This window comes from Rhizobium sp. BK538 (genome assembly GCF_014197575.1).
In the GTDB taxonomy this organism is placed as follows: domain Bacteria; phylum Pseudomonadota; class Alphaproteobacteria; order Rhizobiales; family Rhizobiaceae; genus Rhizobium.
On the sequence record NZ_JACIFT010000013.1, the window covers coordinates 152,219 to 167,708 of the forward strand.

15 protein-coding genes are annotated in these 15,490 nt (G+C 61.6%); 11 read left to right on the plus strand and 4 right to left on the minus strand.

The window, feature by feature from the left end; genetic code table 11:
- The first annotated feature begins 91 nt into the window (after positions 1-91).
- The 6 genes from FHX09_RS17775 to FHX09_RS17800 all read left to right on the plus strand — a co-directional run bounded on the left by FHX09_RS17775 (position 92) and on the right by FHX09_RS17800 (position 7,786).
- The gene (locus FHX09_RS17775; RefSeq protein ID WP_184450477.1) at positions 92-2,557 is read left to right on the plus strand and encodes a glycoside hydrolase family 2 protein; all 2,466 of its coding nucleotides are present in this window, start codon (positions 92-94) and stop codon (positions 2,555-2,557) included.
- 42 nt (positions 2,558-2,599) lie between these two features.
- Positions 2,600-3,361, plus strand: coding sequence for a sugar phosphate isomerase/epimerase (locus FHX09_RS17780; RefSeq protein ID WP_132592906.1), 762 nt, complete (start codon positions 2,600-2,602; stop codon positions 3,359-3,361).
- A gap of 8 nt (positions 3,362-3,369) precedes the next feature.
- Positions 3,370-4,503, plus strand: a complete 1,134-nt coding sequence (locus FHX09_RS17785; protein WP_007788330.1) for a Gfo/Idh/MocA family oxidoreductase — start codon at positions 3,370-3,372, stop codon at positions 4,501-4,503.
- 67 nt (positions 4,504-4,570) lie between these two features.
- On the plus strand, positions 4,571-5,602 hold the full coding sequence (gene mgrA, locus FHX09_RS17790; protein ID WP_184450479.1) for an L-glyceraldehyde 3-phosphate reductase: 1,032 nt from the start codon (positions 4,571-4,573) through the stop codon (positions 5,600-5,602).
- Positions 5,603-5,701: 99 nt separating this feature from the next.
- Positions 5,702-7,315, plus strand: a complete 1,614-nt coding sequence (locus FHX09_RS17795; RefSeq protein WP_184450480.1) for a glycoside hydrolase family 43 protein — start codon at positions 5,702-5,704, stop codon at positions 7,313-7,315.
- Between the two features lie 165 nt (positions 7,316-7,480).
- A complete protein-coding gene (locus FHX09_RS17800; protein ID WP_132592884.1) occupies positions 7,481-7,786 on the plus strand; it encodes an RcnB family protein in 306 nt (101 codons plus the stop codon).
- Positions 7,787-8,006: 220 nt separating this feature from the next.
- On the opposite strand, the gene zigA is transcribed toward FHX09_RS17800, so the two are convergent.
- Positions 8,007-9,212 (minus strand): zinc metallochaperone GTPase ZigA, encoded by a 1,206-nt coding sequence (zigA, locus tag FHX09_RS17805; protein ID WP_132592886.1) that lies wholly within the window; start codon positions 9,210-9,212, stop codon positions 8,007-8,009.
- A gap of 77 nt (positions 9,213-9,289) precedes the next feature.
- On the minus strand, positions 9,290-10,246 hold the full coding sequence (locus FHX09_RS17810; RefSeq protein WP_183721647.1) for a zinc ABC transporter substrate-binding protein: 957 nt from the start codon (positions 10,244-10,246) through the stop codon (positions 9,290-9,292).
- A gap of 101 nt (positions 10,247-10,347) precedes the next feature.
- On the opposite strand from FHX09_RS17810, the gene FHX09_RS17815 reads away from it, so the two are divergent.
- From FHX09_RS17815 to FHX09_RS17830, 4 genes are read left to right on the plus strand one after another with little or no spacing between them, the layout of a single operon-like run.
- Positions 10,348-11,307, plus strand: coding sequence for a metal ABC transporter ATP-binding protein (locus FHX09_RS17815; RefSeq protein ID WP_165933160.1), 960 nt, complete (start codon positions 10,348-10,350; stop codon positions 11,305-11,307).
- On the plus strand, positions 11,300-12,115 hold the full coding sequence (gene znuB / locus FHX09_RS17820; RefSeq protein ID WP_132592892.1) for a zinc ABC transporter permease subunit ZnuB: 816 nt from the start codon (positions 11,300-11,302) through the stop codon (positions 12,113-12,115). Before FHX09_RS17815 ends, znuB begins: the two co-directional genes overlap by 8 nt.
- Entirely contained in the window at positions 12,112-12,510 is a 399-nt protein-coding gene (locus FHX09_RS17825) for a Fur family transcriptional regulator (protein ID WP_184450481.1), read from the plus strand. Before znuB ends, FHX09_RS17825 begins: the two co-directional genes overlap by 4 nt.
- 34 nt (positions 12,511-12,544) lie before the next feature.
- Positions 12,545-12,787: a hypothetical protein gene (locus tag FHX09_RS17830; RefSeq protein WP_132592894.1), complete on the plus strand. Its 243-nt coding sequence runs from the start codon at positions 12,545-12,547 to the stop codon at positions 12,785-12,787.
- A 78-nt stretch (positions 12,788-12,865) separates the two neighbouring features.
- Here the strand turns inward: FHX09_RS17830 and FHX09_RS17835 are convergent, their stop codons facing one another.
- Complete coding sequence (locus tag FHX09_RS17835) at positions 12,866-13,393, minus strand: gamma carbonic anhydrase family protein (protein ID WP_132592896.1); 528 nt, start codon at positions 13,391-13,393, stop codon at positions 12,866-12,868.
- Between the two features lie 12 nt (positions 13,394-13,405).
- Positions 13,406-14,101 carry a fumarylacetoacetate hydrolase family protein gene (locus FHX09_RS17840; protein WP_007788310.1) on the minus strand — a complete coding sequence of 232 codons (696 nt, stop codon included), beginning with the start codon at positions 14,099-14,101 and terminating at the stop codon, positions 13,406-13,408.
- A gap of 194 nt (positions 14,102-14,295) precedes the next feature.
- On the opposite strand from FHX09_RS17840, the gene dusA reads away from it, so the two are divergent.
- Entirely contained in the window at positions 14,296-15,294 is a 999-nt protein-coding gene (gene dusA / locus FHX09_RS17845) for a tRNA dihydrouridine(20/20a) synthase DusA (protein ID WP_184450491.1), read from the plus strand.
- The last annotated feature ends 196 nt before the right edge of the window (positions 15,295-15,490 follow it).

The window sequence follows — 15,490 nt, forward strand, 5'->3', positions numbered from 1 at the left end:
CCCGTTCGTCTAATCGGCCACCTGGCCACCAAGTTCGGCTGCGGCTCGCGGGTGCGGGCATTCCCAAGCGCGGCCCGATCGGGATAATACTATGACATTCTTGCCGACAAATGGGTTTAACCTCGACCTATCAGGATCGTGGACGCTCACTTCAGCCGATGGCGAAGTCACGACATCGATTAAGCTGCCGGGCGATGTGCACACGGCCCTGCATGCCGCCGAGCTCATTCCCGATCCATTTTTCGGCCGCAACGAGGAAGTCGTTCAGTGGGTGGCGCATCGCGACTGGGTGCTCGAGCGTAGCTTCACGCTGTCGGAGCCGGATGGCGACTGGTATCTCGACATCGACTATCTCGATACGGTGGCTGCCGTCTTCATCAACGGCTCGCCGGTTCTGCTCGCAGATAACAGCTTTCGGCGCTATCGACCTGACGTCGGCGGCCAGTTGAAGGCCGGCGACAATGTTATTCGCGTCGTCCTGCATTCGAGCATTGCGGCCGGCGCCGACCGGCAGGCTAGGCAGCCCTTCTATATTCCCTATTCGACAGGCAATTCGCCTATCCCCAACGGCAACATGCTGCGCAAGCCACAGTGCCATTTCGGCTGGGACTGGAACATCGCGATTGCCCCCCTTGGGCTCTATGGCACGATCGCGTTGCGCAAGCTCGAGACGGCTCGCATCGAGCACGTCACGACGCGGCAGGTGCACAATCTCAACGGTTCCGTGGATCTGCAGGTCAGCGCGACGTTGTTTGCCAAGAACCCCGGCATCGTGCCGGTCCATTTCTCGCTCGATGGTGAGCGCGTTCGTCTCGACGTCGGCGTTGGTGCCGGCGAGACGGTGGTCAATCATGTCTTCGAAATCGACAAGCCGCGGCTCTGGTGGCCGGCGGGCAGCGGCGAGCAGGCGCTATATGCACTGACGGTCGATTTGCCGACGGATGCGGTGACCAAGCACATCGGCCTTCGCACGGTCGAACTCATCACGACACCCGATGCTGCCGGCAGCCGTTTCGCGTTGAAGGTCAACGGCCGCGAAATCTTCTGCCGCGGTGCCAACTGGATCCCGGCCGACGCGCTTTTCTCGCTGTCGAGCCCTGAGAAGAGCAAGGATCTGCTGCAGTCGGCCAAGGCCGCCAACATGAACATGATCCGCGTCTGGGGCGGCGGCTTTTACGAGCACGACCATTTCTACGATCTGTGCGATCGGCTCGGCCTGATGATCTGGCAGGACTTCATGTTCGCCTGCAATCTTTATCCCTCAACCGAGGACTTCCTCGACAACGTCACGCTCGAGGTCGACTATCAGGTCCGCCGCCTGAACTCGCATCCGTCGATCGCGCTGTGGTGCGGTGACAACGAGCTCGTCGGCGCACTGACCTGGTTCGAGGAATCACGGAAGGACCGCGACCGCTACCTCGTTTCCTACGACCGCCTCAACCGGACGATCGAGCAGGCGATGAAGAAGGCGGCGCCGGACGCGATCTGGTGGCCGTCGAGCCCGGCGTCCGGCTATCTCGATTTCGGCGATGCCTGGCATGCCGACGGTTCCGGCGACATGCACTACTGGTCGGTCTGGCACGAGAACAAGTCGTTCGACAACTATCGCACGGTGCGCCCGCGCTTCTGCTCGGAGTTCGGCTTCCAGTCCTATACGTCGCTGCCCGTCATCAAGACCTATGCCGACGCCAAGGATATGAACGTCGCGTCGCCGGTCATGGAGCTGCACCAGAAGAATGCCGGCGGCAATGAGCGCATTGCCGGGACGATGTTCCGCTACTTCCGCTTCCCGAAGGATTTCCCGAACTTCGTCTATCTCAGCCAGATCCAGCAGGGTATCGCAATCAAGACGGCGGTGGAATACTGGCGCTCGCTGAAGCCGCATTGCATGGGCACGATCTACTGGCAGCTCAACGACACATGGCCGGTTGCCTCTTGGTCGAGCCTTGATTACGGCGGTCGCTGGAAGGCGATGCACTATCTCGTCAAGCGCTTCTTCCAGCCGGTCGCTGTGGCGGCGATTCCCGATGAGGACAGCAAGACGATCCGCTTTTCGCTGGTCAACGACACGCTGGCCGAAGTCAGCGTCGATCTGTCGATCTCGGTGCTCGACATGAAGGGCGAGCGCAAGCACCTGAAGGATGTTCAGGCGGTCTGCACGCCTGATGCGGCAGTTACCGCCGCAACCATGGACGTGGCGGATCTACCGACGGGTACATTGCTTGCCTGGCGCTTCACGGCGTCGAACGGCATGGGCGGCGAGGGGCACTATGTCCACGGCACCTACAAGGCCTTGGAGCTGGAGCCGGCAGGCCTGATGGTGACGCACGAATATGTCGAGGAGGATGGCTCCGTCTGCCTCAACGTCACCGCCAAGGGACTGGCGCTCTTCGTGATGATCGAGACCGACACCGACGGCAAGTATTCCGACAATGCCTTCGATCTGGCGGCGGGCGAGACGCGCCGCATTACCTTCACCCCGGCCAAGTCGCTGGAGAGCGACGCACTGCCGGACTTCCGTTTCTACGACCTGCAATCCTGCCAATCCGTGGATTGATCCTGACTGAAATGCAAAGGGCACGAGGCCCGAGGAGGAATGATGACGAAACTGAGTTTTCAGCTTTACAGCGCCCGTAACTTCCAGCCCTATTCTGCGATCTTCGAAAAGCTCGGCAAGGCCGGCTATCAGGAAGTCGAAGGCTTTGGCGGCATCTACGCGGATCTCGACGATGCCGGCCTGAAGAGCCTGCGTGCGGAACTCGACAAGAACGGCCTTGTCATGGCCAGCGGACATTTCAGTCCCGATTTCCTCGACGGCGAAGTCAAGAAGTCGCTGAATATTGCCAAGATCCTCGGCATGGACTCGATCTATGCTCCCCACCTGGCGGCCGATCAGCGCCCGACCGATGCTGCCGGCTGGCTGGCATTCGGCAAGCGCCTGCAGGAAATGAGCAAGCCCTACAAGGATGCGGGCTATGAGTTCGGCTGGCACAACCACGATTTTGAGTTCGCGAAGCTTGCCGATGGTTCTCTGCCGATCGAGCGCATCTTCGAAGGCGCGCCTGATATTTCCTGGGAAGCCGATATCGCCTGGGTCGTTCGTGGCGGTGCCGATCCGTTCGCCTGGATCGAAAAGCTCGGGTCTCGGATCACCTCGGCTCATGTCAAGGACATTGCGCCGGCAGGCGAGAACAAGAACGAGGATGGCTGGGCCGATGTCGGCCACGGGACGCTGCCTTGGGCAAAGCTCGTCGCAGCCCTCACGGGCACCAAGACCAAGCACTACGTCGTCGAGCACGACAACCCGGCTGATGTCGATCGCCTGATCACCCGCTCGATCGCATCCTTCAAGACATACTGAGGCACATCATGACCAAGGAACTTGGCGTCGGCATCATTGGATGCGGCAACATCTCCACCACCTACTTTTCGCTTTCGCCCCTTTTCAAGGGGCTGAAGGTTCTGGCCTGCGCCGATATCAACGTGCAGGCCGCCCAGGCCCGCGCGGAAGAATATGGCGTCAAAGCGCAGACGATCGACGAGCTTCTCGCCAATGACGAGATCGACGTCATCGTCAACCTCACCATCCCCGACGCGCATTTCCCGGTCTCGAAGGCGATCCTCGAAGCCGGCAAGCATGTCTATTCGGAAAAGCCGCTGGTTCTCACCCTCGAGCAGGGTGAAGAGCTGCGCCGCATCGCCAAGGAGAAGAACCTCTCCGTCGGTTGCGCTCCGGATACCTTCCTCGGCGGCGCGCATCAGCTTGCCCGCAAGTACATCGACGAAGGCGGCATCGGCCGCGTCACCTCGGGTGCGTGCTATGTCATGAGCCCGGGCATGGAGATGTGGCATCCAAACCCGGACTTCTTCTTCCTGCCCGGCGGCGGTCCGATCCTCGATCTCGGCCCTTACTACATCGCCAACCTGATCAACCTGATCGGTCCGGTGAAGCGCGTCGGCGCCATGACCTCCATGGCGTCCGACACCCGTACGATCACCAGCCAGCCGCGTCATGGCGAGATCATCCCGGTCAAGACGCCGACGACGATCCAGGCGATCCTCGAATTCGTCAGCGGCGCGACCGTCACGCTGACGGCGAGCTGGGACGTCTGGTCTCACCGCCATGCCAACATGGAGCTCTACGGCACCGACGGTTCGCTCTACGTCCCGGACCCGAACTTTTTCGGCGGTGTCGTCGAGGCCAGCGGCCGCGACAAGGAGATCAAGGCGCTGGACGGCTGGGAGCATCCGTTCGGGATCTTCAACCAGGAAAGCCCGCAGGGACCGCGCGCCAACTACCGCACCGCAGGTCTCGCCGACATGGCGATGGCGATCATCGAGGGCCGCGATGCGCGTTGCTCGCTCGATCGCACGCTGCACGGCGTCGACGTCATGACTTCGATCCTGAAGTCGGGCGAGGAAGGCCGCTTCATCGAGCTGACGACGACCTGCACGCAGCCGGCCGCCCTCGGCATCGAAGAGGCACAGGCGCTCTTGAAGTAAGCGTCCAAAGGACTATGGTCCGGCGCGGGCGACGAGCCCGCGCCTTTTTGCTTAAAGGATCAGAATTATGAGCTGGCAACCGGTTTCCGACCGCTATTCAAAGATGAAGTATAACCGCACGGGCCGTTCAGGCCTGAAGCTGCCGGCCGTCTCCCTCGGCCTCTGGCACAATTTCGGCGGTGACACGCCGCATGACCGCAAGATCGACATGTGCCGCACCGCCTTCGATCTCGGCATCACCCATTTCGACCTCGCCAACAACTACGGCCCGCCTCCTGGCAGAGCCGAGACCGCCTTCGGCGAAATCCTGCGCACCGAATTTTCAGGTCTGCGTGACCAACTGATCATCTCGTCCAAGGCTGGCTACGACATGTGGCCCGGTCCTTACGGTGAGTGGGGCAGCCGCAAGTACCTGATCGCCTCGTGCGACCAGAGCCTGAAGCGCATGGGCCTCGACTATGTCGATATCTTCTATTCGCACCGCTTCGATCCGGATACGCCGCTGGAAGAGACATGCGGCGCACTCGACCATATCGTGCGCTCCGGCCGCGCGCTCTATGTCGGCATCTCGTCCTATAATTCGCAGCGTACCCGTGAGGCGGCAGCGATCCTGAAGGACCTTGGCACGCCTTGCCTGATCCACCAGCCGAGCTATTCGATGCTCAACCGCTGGGTCGAGGACGACAAGCTGCTCGACACGCTCGATGACGTCGGTATGGGCTCGATCGTGTTCTCGCCGCTGGCGCAGGGCATGCTGACGACGAAGTACCTCGGCGGCATCCCTCAGGACAGCCGTGCGGCCCAGAACCACTTCCTGAAGAAGGAGTTCATCCGTCCTCAGATCATCGACAACATCCGCAAGCTCAACGAGATCGCGGAGCGCCGCGGCCAGACGCTGGCACAGATGGCGATCGCCTGGGTGCTGCGTGGCGACCGGGTGACGTCGGCGCTGATCGGCGCCAGCCGCTCGTCGCAAATCGTCGATTGTGTCAAAGCGCTCGACAATCTCGACTTCACGGCCGAGGAACTCAAGGAGATCGATGGCTACGCCCGCGAGGCCGACATCAATCTCTGGGCCAAGTCTGCGGAACGCGAATAAACCGAAGTGCCTGGAACCCACGTTCCGGGCGTTTTTTCTATTGAGTTTTGATGTACGTGCCGCAAGCTGTGTGCGTATTTCAGGGAGGAAATTTCACCAATGATCCGCAACCCGATCCTGCCGGGCTTCAACCCGGATCCATCGATCTGCCGCGTCGGGGACGACTATTACATCGCAACCTCGACCTTCGAATGGTATCCCGGCGTCCAGATCCATCATTCGCGCGATCTCGTGAACTGGACGATGGTGCGGCGGCCGCTCGAGCGTCAGTCGCAGCTCGACATGCGCGGCAATCCCGATAGTTGCGGCGTCTGGGCGCCCTGTCTGTCCTATGCCGATGGGCTGTTCTGGCTGGTTTATACCGACGTCAAGCGCTTCGACGGCAACTTCAAGGATGCGCACAACTACATCGTGACTTCGCCTGATACTGAGGGTGAATGGTCCGAGCCGGTCTACGTGAATTCTTCCGGCTTCGACCCATCACTGTTCCACGATGACGATGGCCGCAAGTGGTTCCTCAACATGCAGTGGAATCAGCGCACCGAGAGCTTCGGCGGTGCGCCGAAGTCGCCGGCGTTCGACGGTATCCTGATGCAGGAATGGGATGCGGTGACACAATCGCTGAAGGGGCCAATCAAGAACATCTTCGCCGGCAGCCCGCTTGGGCTTGTCGAAGGACCGCATCTCTTCAAGCGCAACGGCTATTACTATCTGACGACGGCCGAGGGCGGCACCGGTTACGATCATGCGGTGACAATGGCCCGTTCGCGCGCGATCGACGGTCCCTATGAGATGCACCCGAACAAGCATCTGATTACCTCGAAGGATCATCCCGAAGCCATTCTGCAGCGGGCAGGGCACGGCCAATATGTCGAAACGCCGGATGGTCAGGTCTATCACACGCATCTCTGCGGTCGGCCGATGCCGCCGAAGCGCCGCTGCACGCTCGGTCGCGAAACCAGCCTGCAGAAGTGCGTCTGGAAGGAGGATGGGTGGCTCTATCTTGAAAACGGCACGACCGTTCCAGATGTCACCGTGCCGGGACTGGCTGGCGCCGTGCCCGTCGAGAAGCCGATGCGCAGCGAATACAGCTTCGATGGCGGCAGCCTGCCTGCTGACTTTCAGTGGCTACGCACGCCGAAGCCGGAGCGCATCTTCAACCTGACCGACCGGGCAGGGCACCTCAGACTGATCGCGCGCGAAAGCATCGGCTCGTGGTTCGAGCAATCTCTCGTCGCCCGTCGCCAGGAGCACCACAGCTTTCGGGCGGAGACGGTCGTCGAGTTCGATCCCGTCACCTACCAGCAGGTTGCCGGCCTGACCCACTATTACAACAGGCACAAGTTCCATGCGATCGGCGTGACCCTGCATGAAAAGCTAGGGCGCTGCGTCACGATCTTTTCCTGTGACGGCGATTACCCACACAGCCGCCTCAGCTTCCCGGCAGGCAGCGGCGTCGCCATTCCGGCGGAGGGGCGCGTGCAGCTTTCCATGGAGATCAGGGACAACGACCTGCAGTTCTTCTGGCAGACGGAAGGCAAGGGGGCATGGCAGCCGATCGGTCCCGTGCTCGATGCGGGCGTCGTGTCAGATGAAGGCGGGCGCGGCGAGCACGGCTCGTTTACGGGCGCCTTCGCCGGGGTCTTCGCCTTCGATACGTCGGGCCGCGCAAGAACGGCAGACTTCGACTGGTTCAACTACGAAGAGCTTTGATAGAGGCACCGACATCGCCCGAAAATGCCGGGCGATGTCGCATTTCTTAATTTAGAAGATGCTTTTAAGTATGTGTTATGATTACAGAAGTTTAACTTAAGTTTCAGTTTCGGTTCATCTTTTTTGGCCTAGGTTCGGGGCGTGTTCAACACGAGGAACCTCCCAATGAAAAAGCTCACCACCCTCCTTCTTGCCGCTACCGTGATTGCCGCCCCGCTGCTGGCGACGACCGAAGCGAGCGCCCAGGATCATCGTCGGCCCGTTGTCGTGGAGCGCGACGTTCACGTTAAGAAGTACAAGTGGAGCCGCGGCCATCGCATGACGTCGGCGGAGCGCCGCCATATGCGCGACGTGCGCGATTATCATCGCTACCGCCTGTCGGCTCCGCCGCGCGGCTATCGGTGGGTGCAGGTCGATAACGACTTCCTGCTCATTGGCTCGGTCAACGGCGTGATCGCGAATATTCGCTAAGCGGCAACGCCAATATCCGGAAAGGGCGGCTTCGATGCCGCCCTTCTGATTCAATCGGGTGCTTGTTTGCGTGAGTCAAGGAGCCGCTGCACGACGGCGGCCAGCCGACTGATGGCGCCTGCTTCCGCTTCCACTGCTTGCGGCGCGGCCAATCCCTCGATCGGCGCAAGAGGCTGACATTCCTCACATCGGCAGCGATAGGCTTTGGGAGCTTGTGTCGTCACGCTCCGCGCTCTCCCCAGCTGGCAAAGGGATCCGGCAGCCCGCGCCACTTTTCCGGCGCAAAGGTCTCGTCCGCTACAAGGCAGCCGTCGAGCTGCTGCCGTATCCAGTCCTCGTCCATCGGATCGCTACCGATGAAGACGATCTCTTGCCGGCGGTCACCCCAGACGGGGTCGAGGTAGGGCGATATGGCCTTCAGGAAGCGTTCATCGTCCGGCCATCGCTCACGCGGCACCGACGCCCACCAGAGCCCCATCTTGCCCGTCCGCAGGAGTGCCCCGGCCTGGCTGACTTCACCGACATGGTGCGGGCGCGTCGCCAGCCAGAAGAAGCCTTTCGCTCTGACGACGCCGGGCCAGGCGGTGTCGAAGAAGCGCTGTAGCTTGGCAGGGTCGAAGGGCCGCCTTTCGCGATAGACAAAGGAGCGGATACCGTATTCCTCGGTCTCCGGCATATGTTCGGAGGAGCCGTGCAGCTCCTTGTACCAGAGCGGATGCGTTTCGGCGCGTTCGATGTCGAAGCGTCCCGTTCCGAGCACTTCACCGAGCTCCACTTGGCCGAAGTCGGTCTCGATCAACCTTGCGTCGGGATTGAGCCCGACGATGATCTGGCGCGCGGCCTGACACTCGGCCGGCGTCGCTGTGCCGATCTTGTTGAGGATGATCACATCGGCGAATTCGATCTGCTCTACCAGCAGATCGATGATCGTGCGATTGTCGCCATCGCCTGCGGTTTCGCCGCGATCTGCCAGAAAGTCTGCGGATGCATAGTCCGAGAGCAAGTTCGCGGCATCGACCACCGTCACCATCGTATCGAGCTTGGCGATGTCGGAGAGGCTTGCGCCATTCTCATCGCGGAACTCGAAGGTGGTCGCGACCGGCAGAGGTTCGGCAATACCGGTCGATTCGATCAGGAGATAGTCGAAGCGTCCCTGTTCCGCCAGGTGGCGGACCTCCTTCAGCAGATCGTCACGCAGTGTGCAGCAGATGCAGCCGTTCGTCATCTCCACCAGCTGTTCGTCGGTTCGCGACAGGTTGGCGCCACCGTCTCGCACGAGGGCGGCGTCGATGTTCACCTCGCTCATGTCATTGACGATCACGGCGACCCGCAGCCCCTGCCGGTTTCCAAGGATGTGGTTGAGCAGCGTGGTCTTGCCGGCGCCAAGAAAGCCCGACAACACCGTTACGGGAAGCTTCGTATCCATTCATGCCTCTGAGATGTTATACAATTACAGCTCTTGTGCTGAAAAAGGCGGACTGTGAGGTCCGCCTTCGCCGCCTCTCAGCTTTCTCGCGAGAGGCAGTCCTTCATGCTCTTGGCGATACCGCGCATGAGGTTGAAATAGAGATCTGGTCCAGCGTCGAGCGTGGCTGCCTCCGGATCGAGCACACCGGCCTTCGCCTTGGTTCCCTCGATCACGACATCGACCAATCGCGGCTGGAACTGCGGTTCGGCGAAAACGCAGGTGGCGCCGAGTTCGCCGACCTTCTTGTGGATCTCCGCAATGCGTTCCGCGCCGGGGATCGTTTCGGGGCTGACGGTGATCGAGCCGGCGACCCGCACATGATAGCGGTTCTCGAAATACTGGTAGGCATCGTGGAAGACGATGAACGGCTTGTCCCTGACCGGTGACACGATGCCGGTGATTTCCTTGTCCAGCGCGTCGAGCCTGTCGTCCAGCGTCTTGGCGTTGGCCTGGTAGGTGAGGGCGTTGGCAGGGTCGGCCGCGACGAGAGTGGTGGTGATCTCGGCTGCCATCGCCTTGGCATTTTGTGGATCGAGCCAGAGGTGGGTGTCGAAGGCCCCATGATCGTGGTCATGATCGGCGCCCGCATGGGCGGCTTCGTCATGGTCGCCGTCATCGTGCGGCTCGAAGGCACCGCCTTCCCGGAATTTAAGCTTCGTAAGGCCCGGCGCCTTGTCGAGCTCGGCGACGACGGCATCAGACCCGATCGCCTCCAGAGGCTTCTCCAGAAACGCTTCAAGTCCGGGGCCGACCCAGAACACGACCTTGGCATTCTGAAGCGCGCGCGCGTTCGACGGCTTCATGTTGTAGGTATGCGGGGAGGCGGCGCCGTCGACGATCAGCTCGGGTGTACCGACGCCCTGCATGATAGCCGATACGAGGGAGTGCACCGGTTTGATCGAGGTCACGACGACAGGCGCATCCGCCGTTCTGCCCGCCTCGGCAAACAGCATGGCGGGGACTGCGAGGGTAAGGGCCATCGCGAATTTCATCGGTGTGCTCCGCTTGAATTGCAATTGTAATGTTATTACATCAATTGCGTTATGCTATAACGTGTGCAATAGCAAGTCGCAACAGCACATTCGGAAAAATGATGTTCTCTCCCGCAAATTCCGAAGCGAAGCCATTGGTCTCGCTTTTCAATGTCGGCGTTCGAAGGAACGGCCGCTGGCTCGTGCGCGGTGTGGATTTCTCCGTCTCGCGCGGCGAGATCGTCACGCTAATCGGCCCCAACGGCTCGGGCAAATCGACGACGGTAAAGACGGCGATCGGCGTGCTGAAGCCCGACGAGGGCGAGGTGGAACGCGCCGCCGGCCTCAAGGTCGGCTATGTGCCGCAGAGGCTGGCGATCGATTGGACATTGCCGCTTACCGTTCGCCGGCTGATGACGCTGACCGGTCCGCTCTCCGAGCGTGATATGGCGGCCGCACTCGATGCGGTCGGACTGTCACATATGCTTGGTGCGGAAGTACAGCATCTTTCGGGCGGCGAGTTTCAGCGGGCCTTGATGGCGCGCGCGATCGCCCGCAAGCCCGATCTCCTCGTCCTTGACGAACCCGTCCAGGGCGTCGATTTCTCGGGCGAGATTGCGATCTACGATCTGATCCAATCAATCCGCAACACGACCGGCTGCGGCATCCTGCTGATTTCGCACGACCTGCACGTCGTCATGGCTGCGACGGACACCGTTATCTGCCTCAACGGCCATGTCTGCTGCCGCGGCACGCCGCAGGCAGTAACGCAGAGTGCCGAATATGTCCGGTTGTTCGGTAGCCGCGCGGCGCAGGCACTCGCGGTCTATAGTCATCACCACGATCACACACATCTACCGGATGGCCGGGTGCTGCATTCGGACGGTTCGGTGACCGATCACTGCCACCCCGACGACGGCCACCATCCCGACCACGATGGGCACGACCACACCCATCACGACCACGCCGGCCACGGTCACGACCATCCCCATGCCGCCGGTGATCATCATGCAGGTGATCACGGTCATGATCACAACCACGATCATGATCACAGGCAGCCTGCAGGAGAACGCCATGTTTGACGATTTCTTCGTCCGCGCGATCCTTGCCGGCGTCGGGCTGGCGCTGACGACCGGCCCGCTCGGCTGTTTCATCATCTGGCGGCGCATGGCCTATTTCGGCGATACGATCGCCCACTCGGCCTTGCTCGGCGTTGCGCTCTCGCTGCTTCTGCAGTTCAACCTGACGCTTGCCGTCTTCCTCGTCGCCGCGACGGTGTCGATCCTCTTGTTGTTCCTGCAGAAGCGTCAGGCGCTGTCTGCGGATGCGCTGCTCGGGATCCTGTCGCACGCGACGCTGGCGATCGGTCTCGTTATGGTCGCCTTCATGAGTTGGGTGCGCATCGACCTCATCGCTTTTCTGTTCGGCGACATCCTCGCGGTCTCGAAGGCTGATATCGTCATGATCTGGGGTGGCGGCATCGTCGTGCTGGCGGCGATCGCCTGGCTCTGGCGTCCGTTGCTCGCCTCCACCGTCAATCCTGAGCTTGCCGAGGCCGAGGGGCTGCAGCCGGAGCGGGCCCGGCTTTTCTTCATGCTGCTGATGGCCGTCGTCATCGCCATCGCCATGAAGATCGTCGGCATCATGCTGATCACCTCGCTGCTGATCATCCCGGCGGCCGCAGCGCGCCGTTTCGCCTCGACGCCCGAGGTCATGGCCATCTTCGCCTCGCTGATCGGCGCCGTTGCCGTGGTCGGCGGTCTGTTCGGCTCGCTGACCTACGACACGCCCTCTGGCCCGTCGATCGTCGTCGCAGCCCTGATCCTCTTCGTCCTGAGCCTGCTGCCGAAGCGCGGGCGCGGGCAGGCCTTGGAAGGACCACGTTCATGAATGCACCTGCTTTGACCAAAAACCAGGCTCTCGTCTTCGAGGTGCTCGAAAAGGCCGACGGACCGCTCAGCGCCTACACGATCCTCGACAAGCTGCGCGACCACGGCTTTCGTGCGCCGCTGCAGGTCTATCGGGCGCTGGAGAAGCTGCTTGAATATGGTGTCGTGCACCGGCTCGAGAGCATCAACGCCTTCGTCGCCTGCGCGCATCCGGATCAGAACTGCCACAACCACGGCATCGTCGCCTTCGCTATTTGCGAGAGCTGCGGACATGTCATGGAATTCCATGACCACGAGGTCGATCACCGCCTGATGGATTGGACGCGCCGCAAGAAGTTCAAGGCAGAGAAGACCACGATCGAGATCCGCGGTCTGTGCGAGGCTTGCGCTGCTTAAGCCACGGCGAACTTCCTGCAACCGTGTTCTCGCAATGATTGCTGCCGAAGAGCTGCTGTCCGTCGCTGCCACAACGGCAAAGAAGCAATGGACGGCCATTCGCGACGAGATGACCTACCAGCTGGGTTTCATCGCGCAGAAAACCGCCAAGGTCATGGCGCAGCTTGTGGCAAAGACGATTACCGTCAAGGCCGCAGACCTGACGCTGCATCTTCTCGAACTCGATCTCAACAGCGCGCTGGCCGAATTCGAACTCCTCATTTACGCAGCCGCGTAGAAGATTCCTGGTGCCGTCTTCGATCTCGTGGAGACGGCCGAAAAGAACGTGGCCGGCGTGGGTCTGCTATTCTGAAGGTTATAGAGGGCGCAAGTCGCGCGCGAAACGCTGCCAGTTGCCGACGTACTTCTTGGCGGAGCGGCGAAGCCCCGCTATCGCCGTTTCGTCGAGCGTGCGGACCACCCGTGCCGGAGAGCCGACGATCAAGGAATTGTCGGGAAACTCCTTGCCCTCGGTGATCAGGGCATTGGCGCCAACCAGGCAGTTGCGGCCGATTTTGGCGCCGTTGAGCACTGTGGCGCCCATGCCGATCAAGGAATTGTCACCGATCGTGCAGCCATGGACGATGGCGTGATGACCGATGGTGCAACCCTCGCCGATTGTCACGGGAAAGCCCGGATCCGTGTGCAGCATCGCGCCCTCCTGGATGTTGGTTGCCTTGCCGACGCTGATCGGCTCGTTGTCGCCGCGAAGCACCGCGCCAAACCAGATGCCGACATCCTCAGCGATCGCGACCTGGCCGACGACATGGGCGTCAGGCGCGATCCAGTAGGTGCCTGACGGCGGCAGGTCCGGCGTCAATTCGCCAAGCGCATAGACCGGCATAGCATCTCCCCCTCAGGCCACGTTGATCGACAGCGTGGCGATGCCGTCGATGCCGCAATCGACGCGATCGCCTTTCTTGACGGCGCCGACGCCCGCCGGTGTGCCGGTCATGATGACGTCGCCCGGCGCCAGGATGAAGAGCTTTGACAGTTCGGCGATGATCTCCGGCACTTTCCAGATCATCTGGTTGAGATCGCCATCCTGGACGCGCTTGCCGTTCAAATCCAGCCAGATCCGGCCCGCCGAGGGGTGGCCAAGCTTGCTTGCCGGGACGATCGGCGATACCGGTGCCGAATATTCGAAGGCCTTGGCGACTTCCCACGGACGGCCGAGCTTCTTCGCCTCGGCCTGCAGATCGCGACGCGTGAAATCGATGCCGACGGCGTAGCCGTAGACGCAGTCGAGCGCCTTGTCGGCGGCAATATTCCGGCCGCCAGCCTTTAGCGCCAGCACGCACTCGACCTCGAAATGCACGTCGCTTGACAGAGGCGGATAGGGGAAATCCTTGCCTTCAGGCAGCAGATTGTCGGCATTCTTCTGAAAGAAGAACGGTGGCTCGCGGCTCGGGTCATGCCCCATTTCGATCGCATGGTCAGCATAGTTGCGTCCGACGCAGTAGACGCGGCGCACCGGGAAGAGTTCGGCCGTGCCTTTGACGGGAAGCAAGACAGGTTGCGGAAGCGGGATGACGGTCGCGGGAAGGGACATTGCGAGCTCTTGCTGTTCGTGAGTCCCGGCATCTTAGACGGAAAGCAACCAAAGGGGGAAGCGTGGTTCGTCAAAGCGACAGTCATTGTTGCCTTGCATCCTGACATTGCTGCCCTGCACGGGGAAAACTGGCGTTTCACCCGCCTTTGCGCTATGAGCGCGACATGACGACATCCAATTTCTATGCCGAGGCCTTGAAAACCGACCGGCCGATCTTCGCGGTTGCGCCGATGATCGACTGGACTGATCGCCATTGCCGCTATTTTCACCGGCAGATCAGCCGCAATGCGCTGCTCTACACGGAAATGGTCGTGGCCGATGCGATTATTCATGGGCCCCGCGAGCGGCTGCTGTCCTTCGATGCAGCCGAACATCCGGTGGCGCTGCAACTCGGCGGGTCGAATCCGGCCAAGCTTGCCGAGGCGGTCCGGATCGCCGCGCCCTACGGCTACGACGAGATCAATCTCAATGTCGGCTGCCCCTCCGATCGGGTGCAGTCTGGCACGTTCGGCGCCTGCCTGATGCTGACGCCGGAGATCGTGGCGGCCTGCGTCAGCGCGATGAAGGCGGTGGCTGACGTGCCGGTCACCGTCAAATGCCGGATCGGCGTCGACGAGCAGGATCCGAAAACGGCGCTGCCCGATCTTCTAGACCGGGTGCTCGATGCGGGTGCCGATGCGATCTGGATCCACGCCCGCAAGGCCTGGCTGAAGGGCCTGTCGCCGAAGGAGAACCGCGAGATTCCGCCGCTCGACTACGAGATCGTCTACCACATGAAAGAGGCGCGGCCGGATGTCTTCATCGGCGTCAATGGCGGCATCCAGACGCTGGACGAGGCGGTCGATCATCTGAACCACGTCAACGGCATCATGCTTGGCCGCGCAGCCTACCAGAACGCCGCCATTCTTTCCGATGTCGATGATCGCTTTTATGGCGCTACCACCGACGCAGCCGACTGGGGCGAGATCCGCGACCGGATGATGGCCTATGCCGAGCGCCATATCGCCAACGGCGGGCGGCTGCAGCAGGTGGCGCGGCACATGGTCGGGCTGTTTACCGGGCTGCCCGGCGCGCGGCGCTACCGGCAGATCCTGTCGACCGATGCGGTCAAGGCAGGGGCGGGGCCCGAGGTGATCGCAGCCGCCTTTGCGGCGGTGGATTTCGAAGGCGCACGGGAAGCGGTCGGCGCGTAGCTCGAGCCTGCACGATGCGCCGGTGTCCGGCGAGCGGCAGGCGGCGAAGCTGTGCCTTGGCTGCTGAGCCAGACTCTGTCCGAGATGGCATTCCCACGCCAGTTAAGGAAAAACAGGCGACACGCCCTTGCGCGCAAGAAGCCTCTTCGCCGTTTGTGTGCACACGCTCCCCTCTCATCTCCAGCGGCTTGGTCCG

Bases quoted from the DNA above. Each gene is read 5' to 3' on its own strand.
- FHX09_RS17775 (WP_184450477.1), top strand. From the start codon at position 92: ATGACATTCTTGCCGACAAATGGGTTTAACCTCGACCTATCAGGATCG.
- FHX09_RS17780 (WP_132592906.1), top strand. From the start codon at position 2,600: ATGACGAAACTGAGTTTTCAGCTTTACAGCGCCCGTAACTTCCAGCCC.
- FHX09_RS17785 (WP_007788330.1), top strand. From the start codon at position 3,370: ATGACCAAGGAACTTGGCGTCGGCATCATTGGATGCGGCAACATCTCC.
- mgrA (WP_184450479.1), top strand. From the start codon at position 4,571: ATGAGCTGGCAACCGGTTTCCGACCGCTATTCAAAGATGAAGTATAAC.
- FHX09_RS17795 (WP_184450480.1), top strand. From the start codon at position 5,702: ATGATCCGCAACCCGATCCTGCCGGGCTTCAACCCGGATCCATCGATC.
- FHX09_RS17800 (WP_132592884.1), top strand. From the start codon at position 7,481: ATGAAAAAGCTCACCACCCTCCTTCTTGCCGCTACCGTGATTGCCGCC.
- zigA (WP_132592886.1), bottom strand. From the start codon at position 9,212: ATGGATACGAAGCTTCCCGTAACGGTGTTGTCGGGCTTTCTTGGCGCC.
- FHX09_RS17810 (WP_183721647.1), bottom strand. From the start codon at position 10,246: ATGAAATTCGCGATGGCCCTTACCCTCGCAGTCCCCGCCATGCTGTTT.
- FHX09_RS17815 (WP_165933160.1), top strand. From the start codon at position 10,348: ATGTTCTCTCCCGCAAATTCCGAAGCGAAGCCATTGGTCTCGCTTTTC.
- znuB (WP_132592892.1), top strand. From the start codon at position 11,300: ATGTTTGACGATTTCTTCGTCCGCGCGATCCTTGCCGGCGTCGGGCTG.
- FHX09_RS17825 (WP_184450481.1), top strand. From the start codon at position 12,112: ATGAATGCACCTGCTTTGACCAAAAACCAGGCTCTCGTCTTCGAGGTG.
- FHX09_RS17830 (WP_132592894.1), top strand. From the start codon at position 12,545: ATGATTGCTGCCGAAGAGCTGCTGTCCGTCGCTGCCACAACGGCAAAG.
- FHX09_RS17835 (WP_132592896.1), bottom strand. From the start codon at position 13,393: ATGCCGGTCTATGCGCTTGGCGAATTGACGCCGGACCTGCCGCCGTCA.
- FHX09_RS17840 (WP_007788310.1), bottom strand. From the start codon at position 14,101: ATGTCCCTTCCCGCGACCGTCATCCCGCTTCCGCAACCTGTCTTGCTT.